Genomic DNA, 14,717 nt, shown 5'->3' with positions numbered 1-14,717 from the left:
AACGCTGCAATTGCAACAGATAATCCCTGCCAGAAACTGAATTCTGCAATGACCCTGTTTTGCCTCATCCTGTTTATTTTTATGGATAAGAGAGAGTTAATTTTGAAATATAGTTCAGTCAATGATTTTTTAAATACAGTAAGCCGTCGCAATCAGAGTGAACCGGAGTTCATGCAGGCGGTGGAAGAAGTAATTACCAGTTTGTGGCCCTTTATTGAAAAAAATTCTTTTTATGCCGAGCAGGGCTTGCTGGAACGTCTGGTTGAGCCGGAGCGTATTATCCAGTTTCGGGTGGCCTGGGTGGATGACCGCAATGAAGTGCAGGTTAACCGGGCATGGCGGGTGCAGTTTAATTCAGCTATTGGGCCATATAAGGGTGGCATGCGCTTTCACCCTTCGGTCAATGTATCCATCCTGAAATTTCTGGGTTTTGAGCAAACCTTTAAAAATGCCCTGACCACTTTACCCATGGGTGGTGGCAAGGGCGGTTCTGATTTTGATCCCAAAGGTAAAAGTAACAGTGAAGTTATGCGGTTTTGTCAGGCACTGATGCTGGAACTGTATCGTCATCTTGGCCCCAATACTGATATCCCGGCCGGTGATATTGGTGTAGGTGCGCGTGAGATAGGTTATATGACAGGCATGATGAAAAAGATCAGCAATGATACGGCCTGTGTTTTTACCGGCAAGGGCTTGTCTTATGGCGGCAGCCTGATGCGGCCTGAAGCCACAGGTTATGGCTGTGTGTATTTTACCGAGCAAATGCTGCACACCCGGGGTGAAACGCTGGACAACAAAAAAATTGCCATTTCCGGGTCTGGCAATGTGGCCTTGCATGCGGCAGAAAAAGCCATTGAGCTGGGTGCCAAAGTGGTCACCTTATCAGATTCAAACGGCACCCTGCATATTGAGCAAGGGCTTGATCTTGAACTGCTGGAACAAATCAAGCTGCATAAAACTATCCAGCGCAAGCGTCTATCAGAGTTTGCCACCGAGCAGAAGCTGACCTATTACCCGGATCAGCGGCCCTGGCATATTCCAGTGGATATTGCCTTGCCATGTGCCACACAGAACGAGCTTAATCAGCAGGATGCCGAAATACTGGTTAAAAATGGCGTGATGTGTGTGGCAGAAGGGGCAAATATGCCCTGTACTCTGGATGCAGTGAACTGTTTTTTAAATGCCAAAATTCTGTATGCGCCGGGCAAGGCCAGTAATGCAGGCGGGGTAACCACCTCAGGGCTGGAAATGACGCAAAATGCCATGCGTTTAAGCTGGCCGCATGCTGATGTAGACAGCCGTTTGCATCACATCATGCAGCAGATTCATCAAAGCTGCGTGTTTTACGGCAAGGCTGAGGATGGCACTGTGAATTATGTGAACGGTGCAAATATTGCCGGGTTCGTTAAAGTGGCTGATGCCATGCTGGCGCAAGGTGTCTGGTAGCTTTAAGTTGTTTTTAGACAATAAACCAATTCAAAACTTATCATAAAAAATGGCGTATTCAGAAAATTAAGAATACGCCATTTCTTGTTTTACAGGATTAGATCAATTAAGGATTTATTTCACCTGTTCACGCTCAACAATCATATCTAGTACATAGGCAGCGCTGGATGCATCTGCCGGTGGGTTTTTAACGGGATATTTTTTCGCCCGGATAATCACACGCTCATTGGTATTGTGCGTATAGCCTTCAATGGAATCATAAAAGTTTTCCCAGCTTGTAGACGCGTAGCTTTTTAAGCCCTGATCATTGTATTTAACCTCGCGCACCTGCAAGCACTGCATCTGGCGCACACCTGCATCACAGTTTTGAGTTTTGGGTGAAATTTCCAGAAAAATGGTTTCAGCCTGCGCCCCATATTTGGTTTCTGGCGTGGCAATGCCTTTAAATACCAGTGTATCACCAGATGTACTCACTAGCGTTAACCGAGGCTGAGCATTGACCGTGGTAATCTTTAGCGTGGAGTTGCCTTCGATAACCTTGCTCATCAGGCTGTCCAGCTGGTTGATTGGAGCATCGCAAGCCATCATGGTCGAAGCCAGATTACCAACGCTTAACACGTTACCCTTGAGCTTGTATGTACCGCCCATGTGGTTACAGGTGTTTAAAATACCAATGTTGTTGTCCTTAAATTGAAGGCCAACAGGCTGGTCCGGACGTACAAACAGGTTATTGATGGCTTGGCCTTGCTTATTGGTTGCCTGCACCAGCTGCCAGCTATAGCTGCTTAACGTGGAATTGCTTAAAGATGATGTGGTTGCAGTGTCTGATATACTGGTTTGATTAGGATGCAAGCCAGATTGGGTACAGGCCATCAGTGACAGGCTCATTGCCAGCAGTAAAGAATTTTTCATCGTTGGGTTTCACCAGTTTCTTAATAGCTCATTATAAAAAAGCCACACAAATGTATTGCATGGCTTTGGTTAACGCGCTGCTATTTTTTAATCAAACCGGTATAAATCCATGCCCAGTGCACCCAGACTAAAACTGGAATGAACCAGACTAAAGCGCGAGCCAGTACCCATTGCAAAAAATAGCGGTGACAAATGCTCAAGGGTTGGATGATTGCGCCGTACATGCGGTGCCTGCTGCCAGTCTAGTACCGCTGCAAAATCATCATTATTCAGTTGATGCACCACCCAGTTGCGAAAGCCCGAAGCCCATTCCGGTGTGCTGGCCTGTTCTTCGGTCCAGCTTAATTCAGCCAGATTATGGGTAATACTGCCAGAACCAATGAGCAAAATCTGTTCATGGCGTAAAGGTGCTAAAATCTGGCCCACCTGATAAATCTGTGCTGCACTGAAATGAACAGGTAGCGATATCTGGATCACTGGAATATCAGCTTCCGGGTACATGTGCAGCAAGGGCATCCAGACACCGTGATCACGGGGCCGTATACTATTGGCATGTGCTGGCATACCGTTATGCGTCAGCATTTGAATCATGCGTTCGGCCAGTATTGCATCACCCGGCGCTGGGTAACGAAGCTGATATAGCTCACGTGGAAAACCGCCAAAGTCATGCCAGGTTTCCGGACGGCTGCTAGTGCTGACTTCCAGCGCCTGACTTTCCCAATGTGCTGACATCACCACAATGGCGCGTGGCCTGGGCAGGTTAATGGATAGGCGATGCAGGGCTGGCCCCACTTGCTCAGGCTCAATCGCCAGCATGGGCGAGCCATGGGAAATAAACAGGCCGGGCAAGGTGGATATACTCATAATGTACTCAAAAATCTCTAGATAAAAATTAATAAAGCGGGGTGAGCAAGAAGTAGGGTATAGGCAAACCGTTCAATAGCCTTACCCAAACATAAAACAGTAAATCCAGTTTTGAAATCCAGCTTTAGAAATACTGTTCAGAAGATAATAATGCGGGGCAGAGTTACAGATTTAAAGACTTGCGGATGCAACAGATTGTTATCAATGCTGCAACGATGGGAAAATTAATGTCTTAAAAGCTCAAAGTTAATGACCGGGCTTTAGCTTTTAACTAACTATTATCACAAGAGTTGATCTATCAAGCACGATGGTAGGGATGGTTATGAATCACCGTCATGGCACGATAAAGTTGTTCAATTAATACAATACGTACCAGTGGGTGTGGCAGGGTAAGATCAGATAAAGACCAGTGCCACTTGGCCTTCTGCCGGACTTCATCCGACAAGCCATCCGGCCCGCCAATTGCCAGTGCAATGTCCTGACCATCCTGCATCCAGTGTTGCATGGTGTTAGCCAGTTTTTCGGTAGTTAAATGGCGGCCATTGACCTCAAGGGCAATCAGTTGCTCCTGTGGTTTAAGTGTTTGCAGAATACTGCTGCCTTCCTGAATACAGTACTTCTGGATATCAGTATCAGAATCATTTTTGCCGCGTTTGGCCATTGGCAGTTCAATAATCTGGGTTTGCACAAATGGTTGAATGCGTTTGAAATAATCATCAAAGCCGGTTTGCACCCAGTCTGGCATCTTCTGGCCAATGGTTAAAATTCTGATTTTCATAATAAGAAAAATAACAGCAATAAAAAGATATGGTAGCACAGCCCTAGTGATCCAGTTCTAACAGAAATGATCTGGTTTAAGCAAAAGAATTTAGCAATTTTTAATATTGATCAAAATCAGGAAAAATTAGCAAAAACAGCAGGTAAAAAAAAGGCAGTCCAAAAGGGGTGTTGGACTGCCAACCAAGCCCATCTGCCTGGAGATCACAGATGGGCGACCGATAAGCGAGAAGCTTAGGTATCAACCATACGTCATTAAGACTCAGTCTAAACTGTTAATGACGTGCAGCTTTATCGCTTTCAACTGTTGTTGAAACAATAGGCGCTTTTGCAAGTGGCTCTGGCATATGTACCAAAGCTGCTGGCAATACGTCATCAATCGTTTTTACGGCCCTGATTTCAAGACCTTCTTTCACGTTATCCGGCACTTCGGCCAAATCACGAATATTTTCTTCCGGAATCAATACCAGCTTGATTCCACCACGGTGAGCTGCCAGCAGTTTCTCTTTTAGCCCGCCAATCCGCAGTGCACGGCCACGCAAGGTTACTTCACCTGTCATTGCCACATCAGCACGAATCGGAATACCGGTAAAGGCAGACACCAGAGCTGTGGTCAATGCCAGACCTGCAGAAGGGCCATCCTTGGGTGTTGCACCTTCAGGCATATGCACATGCACGTCAGTATCACTGAAGCGTTCATGTGGAATACCCAACTGGTCACCACGGGTACGTACCACAGTCATTGCTGCCTTGATAGATTCCTGCATCACATCACCCAGCGAACCGGTTGCAGTATAAATACCTTTGCCTTTTACAGCAGCAGCTTCAATGGTCAGTAACTCACCACCCACTGAGGTCCATGCCAGGCCAGTTACGCGGCCAATCTGGGCGTCATCTTCAGCCTGACCATAGTCAAACTTATATACCCCAGAGTACTCGTTCAAATTATTTACATTGATATCAATGTGTATGTTTTTTGAACGACTGGTTACAGCTTCCTTAACCACTTTGCGGCAAATCTTGGAGATTTCACGCTCAAGGTTACGAACACCAGCTTCACGGGTATAACGGCGAATCAGGTCGCGGACTGCGTCTTCTTCTACAGTCAGCTCTTTTTCCTTCAAGCCATTGGCTTTAATGGCTTTTGGAATCAGGTAGCGCTCTGCAATGTTTACCTTTTCTTCCTCGGTATAGCCGGGCAGGCGGATGACTTCCATACGGTCCAGTAACGGTGCAGGAATATCCATGCTGTTGGCAGTACAGATGAACATCACTTCAGACAAGTCCAGATCCATATCTAAATAGTGATCATTGAACTTGTGGTTTTGTGATGGATCAAGCACTTCCAGCAGGGCGGACGCTGGATCACCACGGTAATCCTGTGCCATCTTGTCAATTTCATCCAGCAGGAACAGCGGATTTTTTACACCCACTTTTGACAAGTGCTGCACAATCTTGCCGGGCATCGCACCAATATAGGTACGACGATGACCACGAATCTCGGCTTCGTCACGCACGCCACCCAAAGCCATACGTACAAACTCACGACCTGTTGCCTTGGCAATCGATTCACCCAGACTGGTTTTACCCACACCTGGAGGGCCAACCAGACACAATACCGGGCCTTTCAACTGTTTCACCCGGGACTGTACTGCCAGAAACTCAATAATGCGTTCCTTAACTTCTTCCAGACCATAGTGATCGGAATCCAGAATCTGCTGGGCTTTATCCAGTTTGATACTCACCTTGCTGGCTTTTTTCCACGGCGTGTTCAAAATCCAGTCAAGATAGTTGCGCACAACTGCGGCTTCACTGGATGCAGCCTGCATGGATTTCAGCTTGCGGAATTCTGCATCTGCCTTTTTGCGTACATCTTCTGGCAGGTCGGCTTCTTCCAGACGTTTTTCAATTTCTGAAATGTCATCATCACCACCGCCATTCATGTCAGATAGTTCACGCTGAATCACTTTCATTTTTTCATTCAGAAAGTATTCACGCTGATTTTTTTCCATCTGGCGTTTCACGTTTTCGTGCAGGTTCTGCTCAATCTGCTGTTCTTCAGACTGCTGGGTTAAATATTCCATCAGTTCTTTAACATGCGCAGTGATATTGGCTTCTTCCAGAAACTTCTGTTTCACATCAATCGCCAATGGCGCACGGGTGGCGATGAAATAAACCAGTTCCAGCAAATCCTCAATTTTATCGCTGGCTGCACTCAGTTCACGCGCATTGCGTAACTTGGCTTCAGCATACTGGCCAAATAACGCTTGCAGGGTTTCACGTTGCTGTTTTTGCTGCTCAGGGCTTAATGCCACAGGCACAGGCTCAGCTGTGGTTTCTGCACGCATATAGTCATTTAGCTCAACAATCGTATCCAGACGGGCACGATACAGGCCTTCAATGAGCACCTTGATGCAGTTGTCATCATTTTCATGATTTACGACCTGAACAATACGGCACACTGTTCCGTAGTGATACAGGTTTTCATTGTCAATCTCTTCGGCCAGTGAGTCCTTTTGCGCAACGACAAATACCAGATTGTCATTTTCACGGGCGACTTCAACGGCATTGATTGATTTTGGACGACCCACAAATAAAGCAATCTGCATGTGGGGATAAACCACCACATCGCGTAATGCCAGTAAAGGCAGGCTACCTTCCACTGGAAGAGTTGGATTTTGAATTGTTGTCTCGGACATAGGGCACTCCTACTGAGTGACAAATGATTTTGTCATATGTCATTAGTGATGCATTTTGAGAAAAAAACAAGTGCTTTTCCTGAAAAATCATGTAGTAGTGTTCATATTTTAGCTCATTAATTCTTTAATACCCTGTAAAACCAAGGATTTTAGTCAGAATTAAATTACGCAACACTACAAATTTTTCGGCTTGGCGGTAGCTGGAACTGGTTAATAAAATGCCTACCAAAACTATTGTCAAAGCGGCCTAAAAACCAGGGCTTCAGGCCGCTTAAAACAGGAACTTCCCTCAACAAAAAAGACCGGATCAGACCTTTTTGTGCATCAGGTTATCATGGCGTGATTTCAGCGCATTCTTGATTTCGCCAACATCAACCTCGCTATACTGCCGTGCCGCCACATAATCACGGATAGCAGCAAGCGCAGTCACATCAGCTGCTTTCTGGATATCGGCCAGAATGCTGGGCAGTGATTTGGCATTGCTACCATTGTTGTTCAGATCACTACCTTGCATATTCTGCTTGACCGGCTTCTGGCTAGGCTTTCTGGCTGGTGCTGGCTCATGGATAGTGGCATCCGGGTCGTTATCGCCTTCGGTTGGAATGGCAAAGGTCTGGAAACAGGCATATTTATAGGCAATCGACATGGCCTTGTTGGTGGCCTTGTCGCCTGAATCCATCGCTTCGCCATAGGTACAGGCGGTGTGTTTGCTGCCATCTTCGGCGCAAACAAAGTCAAATTCCATTTTGACCACCACAAAGTACAGGGTTTTTGGCCCACTCTGGCGCTGGGATTCATGCCGCTCCACACAGCGGGGAATAATCACCAGGCCATGTTCAGACAATAACGGGCTTAAAGTATTGTACACATCATCAATACCGCGGAATGCATAGCCCGCACCAAAACCGCTGGCCATTCTGTCCTTGGAAATCCCTTCTTTTGACAGCGCGCGCTGCACTGCATTGATTGCTTGATAAACTTTCATTTGTTCACCTTTATTCTCATAAAACCAATATCGGATATGGCCCGCTGCTCGGCATTTTTACGCTGGAGCCAGCGCGCATTGGGTGCCCGCTTTAATCGCTGGGACTGCTGATGTTCTGGCACAGGTTTGGTCAGCTCATCCAGCCACGCCAGCGTATTTACATTCATCATTTTCATAGTGATCTGGATTAACCTCTGTAATCACATGCCTGTAAACGTGATGTTTAAATGCACGCCACCCTGAAATCTCAGCCTTGATGATGTGCTCTATCTACAGCTTAGATGGGATTAAAACATAGGAATCCAAGTGATTGCAGCGGGTGTGCGACATAAGATGTCGCCATGGGTTGGATTGTATAAAATAGACGCTGTTGAATTAATTTGAACAAATTATCGGCGGTCAGGGCAGTAGGCAAACTTGAAAAAGGCTCACGCTGGACAGCTAGGCTGCCATGTCCAGCATGCGATTAATTGCATTTTCTGCATCGCTTTCACATTCAAAGTGGCGGCTAAGCACAAAGCGCCAGCACACACCAAATGCTGCCTTATAAAACTCATTAAACTCGGCCTGGGTCATTTTGGCGAAACTAATGGATTTGGCCTTTTTTTCAATCGTGCCATCCGGCAGGCGTACCACATCATAATAGCCGCATTCAATCTTGATCCAGCGATGAATCTCAGCCGTGCTGGCCGGCATTGGATTAATCAGCTTGGCGGCACGCTTTTGCGTTAGCCTTTGCAGGTAATCCTGCTGGAGCGCCTGACTTTGCTCAGGCGATAATGCAATACCTTTGCTTTGCAAATAATGGCAAAACGATGCTGCCGTCCTCACTTCAGCCGGATGTACCAGCCCAGTTTGGGGTTCCCAATAGTCCTTGACCAGTCCAATCAATCCACCAAAATACAGCCGATGGTGTTGCAGGCTGCGATCTGCCTGACGTTTGGTTTCCGTTTTGATCACCTGACCAATCCGGTAGGTTTGTCGCATGATGGCATAGTCGTGCTCGGTTGCTGGAACCAGCGCGCGGCCATTGCACACCATCATCATATCTACGCTCATGCCACTTTTCCTCTTATTTCAGAATCTCGAAATTCAGCCATCCAGACCCGCGCAAACTCGGACAGATCACGGGCAACATCCCTGATTTCATCCTGCATGCCGGCATAGGCATACTGATCCAGACGGTGATAATCCTTGATAAACACCGGATAATGTCCCAATGCATCCGGCTCGGTGGGCAGGCCGCTATGCTCAAACACCTGATAGGTAAAATGGGTTTTGCCACGCATGGCCAGATAAGCACGCCACTGCAGGCTGTCCATATAGCGCTCATGGTCGAAGCGGGCAGTCAGCTTGTGATCAATCAGCTTGGCAGGTGTTTCGGCATCAATCTTGCCTACCAGCACCACGTTGTCAAATACAGGCCATTCATAAATCTGCTCCCGCATAACGCCCAGCTCAATGGTGCCGCTGAGGTCATCCGGCAAAATAAAGTGAAAGCCATATTTGTCCGGTTTGGCCAGCAGTTGTGGTTCTAGCTGACCTTTTTCCAGAAAACGGTGAAATGACGTGCCCACCCGCATGGCCTGACTGGGCTTTTTGCGGGCAAACAATTCATGCGCTAATTGCTCGCTACTCATGTCCTCATTGGCCATGCCATGCACATAAGTGTCCAGCATGGTTACTGACAAACGTAGTGGCGTGTTGTGCAAGGCGCGGGAAGACATGCTTAGGCCACCTCGTCATGCATATCATCAACAAACTCGCCTTCCACAAAGATCACTTTATGGCTTAAACCCTTAAAGGCCAGATCCAGCGCTTGCCGCATTTCCTTGAGATACAAATGCTCAGGCTTTAACTGTTCGCGCAGGTCATTCAAGTCATCGGCATGTTCTGCAGCCATGCACTCATTGCGGTAGCTTTCCAGTTCCTGCAAGGCAGCAGCCTGAAACTCACTCAAGCTATTAATATGATCCTTGGCCTGCTGGATAATATCCGCCAGTGCAGCCGGGTTTTTATCCAGACCGGGCAGAATCATATTGCCGATGGCACCGGAATCCTTGGCATGATGTGAAGTGGATGGTGAAAAGTTCAGAGAAATTTCAGCACCCTGTTCACCCTGCACAGTGGTCATATAACCCATCATGTCGGCTACCTTATAAGCTTCTTTCTTGCTACCACCAACCATATCCGGGCGGATAATCAGCTCATCGCCTTTTTTGTCCTCAGCCGCATGCGCCAGCAAAATTACATCTTTGCCAAATGAGCGAATCAGGTTAAGCCAGCTACTAAAGCGTTTGTTTAGTGCCCCATAGCCCTGAATAGACAGCTCCTTGCTATTTTTGCGGCAGTTCTTCTGGTCTTTAACCAAATCCGCAATAATCACATCCAGCATCCGGCCAGCGGTATCAATAATGATGGAATCATAACCTTCTAGATCTTCTGCATTGATAGCGGCTACATCAGACCAGTTACTTACGGGCACGGTATCTTTACGGAACTTGCCAGCACGGTGCGCACCCCGGTCAAAGTCGAACAAAATCGGGTTTTTGGCACTAAAGGCCAGTGAGGTTTTACCAATACCCGGATCGCCATAAATAAACACGATCAGGTTGTCCACGCGCATTGGTTCTGCAGCAGTGACGATTCTTAATGCCATTTCTGGTACTCCTCAGACTCAGGCTTAAATACTTCAAATACGGCTACCGTTCTGGTAAAAAAACAGTTTTATTTCTTCATAGTCCAGAATAAATATTTGCCGCCATGAACCTAATTAATGGTGTTTATTTCATCAATTTCAATGAATTTTAGGTAGTTCAAGGGGAATCTATAATTAAAAAATAAGATTATAATTCAAGTAGTTATATTTATAAATTTATAATACATACTTTACGAACGTCATTTTGTGACGCGTGCAAAAAATAGTCCATTAAAATACTTGGAAATTGATAAAAAGTTACGTCTTTTACATGAAGTGACCGAGCATTATAAAAAACGTGTGCTTTGAAGTGTTTGTGCAACACAGAAAGACTGATTTTTAAGTTATGTTGATTCGATTCAATTAATTAACTTTATAAATCATAGAGGTTCACAATGAGCACCAGTAATAGCGGCAGCGTCGATAACAATCTTGTTGATAGCAATACCGCTGATAATAACTTGCCTGAGCATCCACAGCCTAATCAACCCCAAACTGAAGGAGAGCGTCAACAGCAATTGCAAAACGCGCATCTGGAAAATCAGGATGCAAAGGTGAAGTTACCGGATCAGCATACCGATAACGAACCGGAACATAAGGAAATTGGCAATACAGACAACTAATTTAATGCTGGGGTGTGACAGCCTAATCCGAGTTTTAGTCCAAAAGAACTCCGCCTTGCTCGCTTAAAATATTCCAGATATTAAGGGTGGCGGGGCAGGAAGTTATTATGGCAAATAGTATAGGTAGAAATACCTTGTAAATTAGGCCTAATACATCCTACTAATCCCTTGTCCAGATATCACAGTGAGGATAGCCAATAATGAACAATGATATGGCAGATAGTCATACAGTTGAGGAAATCCGCCAAGCTCTGGAAAAAACCACGCTAACCAAAACCATTGAACCCGATGCCTATGCTGATGCAGCGCAGCAGTTTGTTGATGAATACGGAACAGATTTGCATATGTTGCTAGGCGAGGAAAAGCAAGACCAAGCTAATGACCCTGAAATTGCACGGTAGGAAGAAAAAATCCAGCGCATTTAAACAAAACGATTTAAACTATAAAGCGGGTTAATTTATTAAATCAGTAGAAGAATCATCATTTAATATTTTTCTTAAAGTTTTTTATAAAAATTTAGTTTTGAACTTTGATTGTTTATACAATTTAATTTTTTTTTAACCTGAAAGGTAAAGTTTTATATCAGTAGATAAAATGCGAACCAAATAGAATTAATGACTTAATAAGACAGCTTCAGTAAATAAATTTTGCTGGATAAATAAGCAATACACAACTCGCTTTGTCAGTAACATAGCACCTTGCTAATCTAGCATTAACAAAGTTTTTAAGTGCTATGGAAAATGTCCCAGTTTGCTAATCATGGTAGTTACAGCTTTAATCCGAATACTACAAGAAACACAGGCTCAATGAATCACCGTACACACCAGATTAATCCAAATCACCGGGTGTGTCAGAGTGGTGACAAAATCACAATTAATCGTAAGAAAAGAATGGGCTATTAATACAGCATAAAACTAAAAGCTCATCGTTAAGATGGGCTTTTTTTATGAGTAAAATTTGTTCATTAAATTCATCTTTACAGATTTATTATTAACTCTATGTCATGAAAGAAAAATAAGTTTAAAGAAAATAAGCTACAAAAGCTGGTTAATTTACACTAATGAGATATTTGGATTAAGTAATTGAAGAAGCAACTTATTGATTTTATTATCTAAAATTATGGTCCCGGGGGTCGGACTCGAACCGACACGTCATCTCTGACAGTGGATTTTGAGTCCACCGCGTCTACCAATTTCACCACCCCGGGCAGGAGTAGTTATGGGTTGCTATCTTAGCGGCCTCAAAATTATTGTCAAGCACAACGGGTTGGCTTTTAAGCTGTTTGATTAGTTTTTGACTTTTCAATTCGTTATAATTCCCGCTCTTTTGGCTGTCATGCTGCGTCCATGCAATTATCTGATTTTTCCTATGACCTTCCGGACGAGCTAATTGCCCGTTATCCCTTGGCCAAACGTAGTGCATCACGTCTGTTACATCTCAACGCACAGGGTCAGACCAAAGATTGCACTATTGCTCAGCTGCCCGAGTTATTGCAGGCAGGTGATTTGCTGGTGCTCAATGATACACGGGTAATCAAAGCGCGCCTGCATGGCAAGCGAGCCAGTGGTGGTGCAGTTGAAGTGCTGGTAGAACGCATTACGGGTACGGATACAGCACTGGCGCATGTCAAAGCCAGTAATTCGCCCAAAGCTGGAGCAACTTTGTATCTGGCAGATGGTCAGTTGGAAGCGCAAGTTGAAGGGCGGCAAAATAACCTGTATGAGTTACGCTTTAACCAGTCTGTATTGCCAGCGCTAGAGCAGTTTGGTGCCTTACCGATTCCGCCTTATTTTAACCGTGCAGCGGATGAAACCGATGACGAGCGCTATCAAACTGTATTTCATAATCCAGATAAAGCCGCCAGTGTAGCAGCCCCAACAGCCAGTCTGCATTTTGATGATGAGTTGCTGGCAGCACTGCAGCAAAAAGGTATTCACAAGGCTTTTGTGACTTTGCATGTGGGTGCAGGAACCTTTCAGCCTGTGCGAACTGACAATATTGCTGAGCACATCATGCATAGTGAATGGGGCGAAGTACCACAGGCTACTGTTGAGCTGATTGAAAAAACCAAAGCAAGTAGCGGCAAAATTATTGCTGTGGGTACTACTGCAACCCGTGCGCTGGAAAGTGCCGCCAAAGCCAATAATGGTGAACTCAAGGCATGGTCTGGCGAAACGGATATTTTTATTTATCCCGGCTATCATTTTAAGGTGATTGATCGCTTGCTGACTAACTTTCATTTACCAGAATCTACGTTGTTGATGCTGGTGTCAGCGCTGGCTGGCCGTGAGCCAATGCTTCAAGCCTATGCACATGCCATTCAAGAAAAATACCGTTTCTTTAGCTATGGCGATGCGATGTTGATTGATAAAAAAATCTAGGCTTTACAATCCTATTCACTGGTTTTACTACAGCGCTAACTCAGCTATTGTTGTGCCAGTGAATCAGCCTCAGTAGAAGTGAGTGATAAATTATCCAGCAAGTCAGGCTGCACAATGGTTACCGATGAAAAGCGTACTTGAAGCTTAACGGGCAGGCCATCCTTACCGGGTGAAATGCTTTTTTGGGCTGCAAGTACTTCCTGCTTGCTGGGGGCAATATCGCCTTGTAGCATGACCCGGATGAGCATGAAATTGTTATAGGGAATATATTGTACTTGCTCAATGACGTTGTTCTGCTTGGAAAATAAAACTTTAAGATGCTTGGTCGTAGATGCCTGATAATGTTGCTTTTCAATCGTGCCCAGTAAATTTAAGCTGAGATAAATTGCCAAGAACCCGAGCATGATCAGGCTAATGAAATTGCGTTTGATAAAAGCCAGCGCACTTTTATCAGCTTCTTCATCAGTTACCCGGCGAAAACCTGCAATCCATAATACCAATGATGAGCTAAACTGGATGGCCACCATATTGGTAAAAACCAGAATAAACGCCCCCAGCGCCAGTTTCCATTCATAATGAGCCAGCAAAATACCCATCGCTACCAAAGGTGGCACAAGTGCAGTAGCCACCGCAACTCCCACAACCGCAACCGACAAGCGTGTTGAAATTGATGCAAATGCCCCGGCAGCGCCGCCAGCCAGTGCAACCATTAAATCCATAAAATTTGGGCTGGTACGCGCCAGTATTTCCGCACTGATGGGCATGTTATAGTGAATAATACCCAGCAAGATACCTACCGCTGCCAGCAGGCCAATTCCGCCAAACAGGGTTTTTAGGGATGTACCCAGCAGGATCAAGCGATTATCAATCAGAGCTAGGGTAATACCGGAAATTGGCCCGGTCATCATTGCCACCAGCATGGCACCAATGACTACTGCTGGCGAGTTGGCGAGTAAGCCATAGCCTGCAATGATGCCTGCCAGCGTATTCATAATAAAGAAAGTTTTGCTGGGCAGGGCATTGGCCTGAATGTTCAGCCGTACTTGTTTGTGATCTACCTTTTTATTATTTTCACGTTTGGCCTGCTTATAGCGCAATTTCTCTTTTAATATTTCATATTTATCCTGCTCCGGATTATCAGAAATAATAATAGTGGGATCAGCATCATTCTTATTGCCAATCTTTTCATCGTTTTGGGACATATTTAATAATTCACCTGAATATGCAATAAAATACTATTAGTTTGATAAAGGCATACTGATTTTTAAATGCCTAAACCATATTAATATTGCCTATCCTAAAATAGAGGTGCTAGCACTTCTTTGTATAATC

Annotated in this window: 14 protein-coding genes and 1 tRNA gene; 4 read left to right on the top strand and 11 right to left on the bottom strand. The window is 45.1% G+C overall.

Annotated elements, in window-relative coordinates; all coding sequences use genetic code 11:
- The first annotated feature begins 48 nt into the window (after window positions 1-48).
- Entirely contained in the window at window positions 49-1,446 is a 1,398-nt protein-coding gene (gdhA, locus tag Q337_RS0106625) for an NADP-specific glutamate dehydrogenase (RefSeq protein ID WP_156935717.1), read from the top strand.
- A gap of 114 nt (window positions 1,447-1,560) precedes the next feature.
- Here gdhA and Q337_RS0106620 read toward each other — a convergent pair whose 3' ends face one another.
- The 9 genes from Q337_RS0106620 to Q337_RS16990 form a co-directional block, all read right to left on the bottom strand.
- Window positions 1,561-2,358, bottom strand: a complete 798-nt coding sequence (locus tag Q337_RS0106620) for an META and DUF4377 domain-containing protein (protein WP_026470932.1) — start codon at window positions 2,356-2,358, stop codon at window positions 1,561-1,563.
- 87 nt (window positions 2,359-2,445) lie between these two features.
- Complete coding sequence (locus tag Q337_RS0106615) at window positions 2,446-3,222, bottom strand: DODA-type extradiol aromatic ring-opening family dioxygenase (RefSeq protein WP_026470931.1); 777 nt, start codon at window positions 3,220-3,222, stop codon at window positions 2,446-2,448.
- Between the two features lie 298 nt (window positions 3,223-3,520).
- Entirely contained in the window at window positions 3,521-4,000 is a 480-nt protein-coding gene (gene rlmH / locus Q337_RS0106610) for a 23S rRNA (pseudouridine(1915)-N(3))-methyltransferase RlmH (protein ID WP_026470930.1), read from the bottom strand.
- A gap of 274 nt (window positions 4,001-4,274) precedes the next feature.
- Window positions 4,275-6,698, bottom strand: a complete 2,424-nt coding sequence (lon, locus tag Q337_RS0106600) for an endopeptidase La (RefSeq protein ID WP_026470929.1) — start codon at window positions 6,696-6,698, stop codon at window positions 4,275-4,277.
- 307 nt (window positions 6,699-7,005) lie between these two features.
- The gene (locus Q337_RS17000; protein ID WP_051526624.1) at window positions 7,006-7,683 is read right to left on the bottom strand and encodes an ERF family protein; all 678 of its coding nucleotides are present in this window, start codon (window positions 7,681-7,683) and stop codon (window positions 7,006-7,008) included.
- Window positions 7,680-7,853: a hypothetical protein gene (locus tag Q337_RS0106590; RefSeq protein WP_211253592.1), complete on the bottom strand. Its 174-nt coding sequence runs from the start codon at window positions 7,851-7,853 to the stop codon at window positions 7,680-7,682. Before Q337_RS0106590 ends, Q337_RS17000 begins: the two co-directional genes overlap by 4 nt.
- Window positions 7,854-8,124: 271 nt before the next feature.
- Entirely contained in the window at window positions 8,125-8,742 is a 618-nt protein-coding gene (locus Q337_RS0106585; RefSeq protein WP_026470927.1) for a DUF1367 family protein, read from the bottom strand.
- The gene (locus Q337_RS16995) at window positions 8,739-9,410 is read right to left on the bottom strand and encodes a hypothetical protein (protein WP_051526623.1); all 672 of its coding nucleotides are present in this window, start codon (window positions 9,408-9,410) and stop codon (window positions 8,739-8,741) included. The genes Q337_RS0106585 and Q337_RS16995 overlap by 4 nt, the downstream gene beginning before the upstream one ends.
- Window positions 9,411-9,412: 2 nt before the next feature.
- Complete coding sequence (locus Q337_RS16990) at window positions 9,413-10,342, bottom strand: ATP-binding protein (RefSeq protein ID WP_051526622.1); 930 nt, start codon at window positions 10,340-10,342, stop codon at window positions 9,413-9,415.
- 434 nt (window positions 10,343-10,776) lie between these two features.
- On the opposite strand from Q337_RS16990, the gene Q337_RS0106570 reads away from it, so the two are divergent.
- Both Q337_RS0106570 and Q337_RS0106565 read left to right on the top strand, forming a co-directional pair.
- Window positions 10,777-11,004 (top strand): hypothetical protein, encoded by a 228-nt coding sequence (locus tag Q337_RS0106570; protein ID WP_026470926.1) that lies wholly within the window; start codon window positions 10,777-10,779, stop codon window positions 11,002-11,004.
- A gap of 200 nt (window positions 11,005-11,204) precedes the next feature.
- Window positions 11,205-11,405 (top strand): hypothetical protein, encoded by a 201-nt coding sequence (locus Q337_RS0106565; protein ID WP_026470925.1) that lies wholly within the window; start codon window positions 11,205-11,207, stop codon window positions 11,403-11,405.
- Between the two features lie 719 nt (window positions 11,406-12,124).
- Here Q337_RS0106565 and Q337_RS0106560 read toward each other — a convergent pair.
- Window positions 12,125-12,211: transfer RNA gene (locus tag Q337_RS0106560), tRNA-Leu, on the bottom strand.
- 139 nt (window positions 12,212-12,350) lie between these two features.
- Here Q337_RS0106560 and queA point away from each other — a divergent pair.
- Window positions 12,351-13,385 carry a tRNA preQ1(34) S-adenosylmethionine ribosyltransferase-isomerase QueA gene (gene queA / locus Q337_RS0106555; protein WP_026470924.1) on the top strand — a complete coding sequence of 345 codons (1,035 nt, stop codon included), beginning with the start codon at window positions 12,351-12,353 and terminating at the stop codon, window positions 13,383-13,385.
- A gap of 44 nt (window positions 13,386-13,429) precedes the next feature.
- On the opposite strand, the gene Q337_RS0106550 is transcribed toward queA, so the two are convergent.
- A complete protein-coding gene (locus Q337_RS0106550; RefSeq protein ID WP_034279243.1) occupies window positions 13,430-14,587 on the bottom strand; it encodes a DUF389 domain-containing protein in 1,158 nt (385 codons plus the stop codon).
- Window positions 14,588-14,717: the final 130 nt, after the last annotated feature.

It is taken from the genome of Alkanindiges illinoisensis DSM 15370 (assembly GCF_000619845.1).
GTDB classification, from domain to species: domain Bacteria; phylum Pseudomonadota; class Gammaproteobacteria; order Pseudomonadales; family Moraxellaceae; genus Alkanindiges; species Alkanindiges illinoisensis.
Note: the sequence above shows the minus strand (reverse complement) of the source record. Positions and strands in the feature narration are given on the sequence as shown.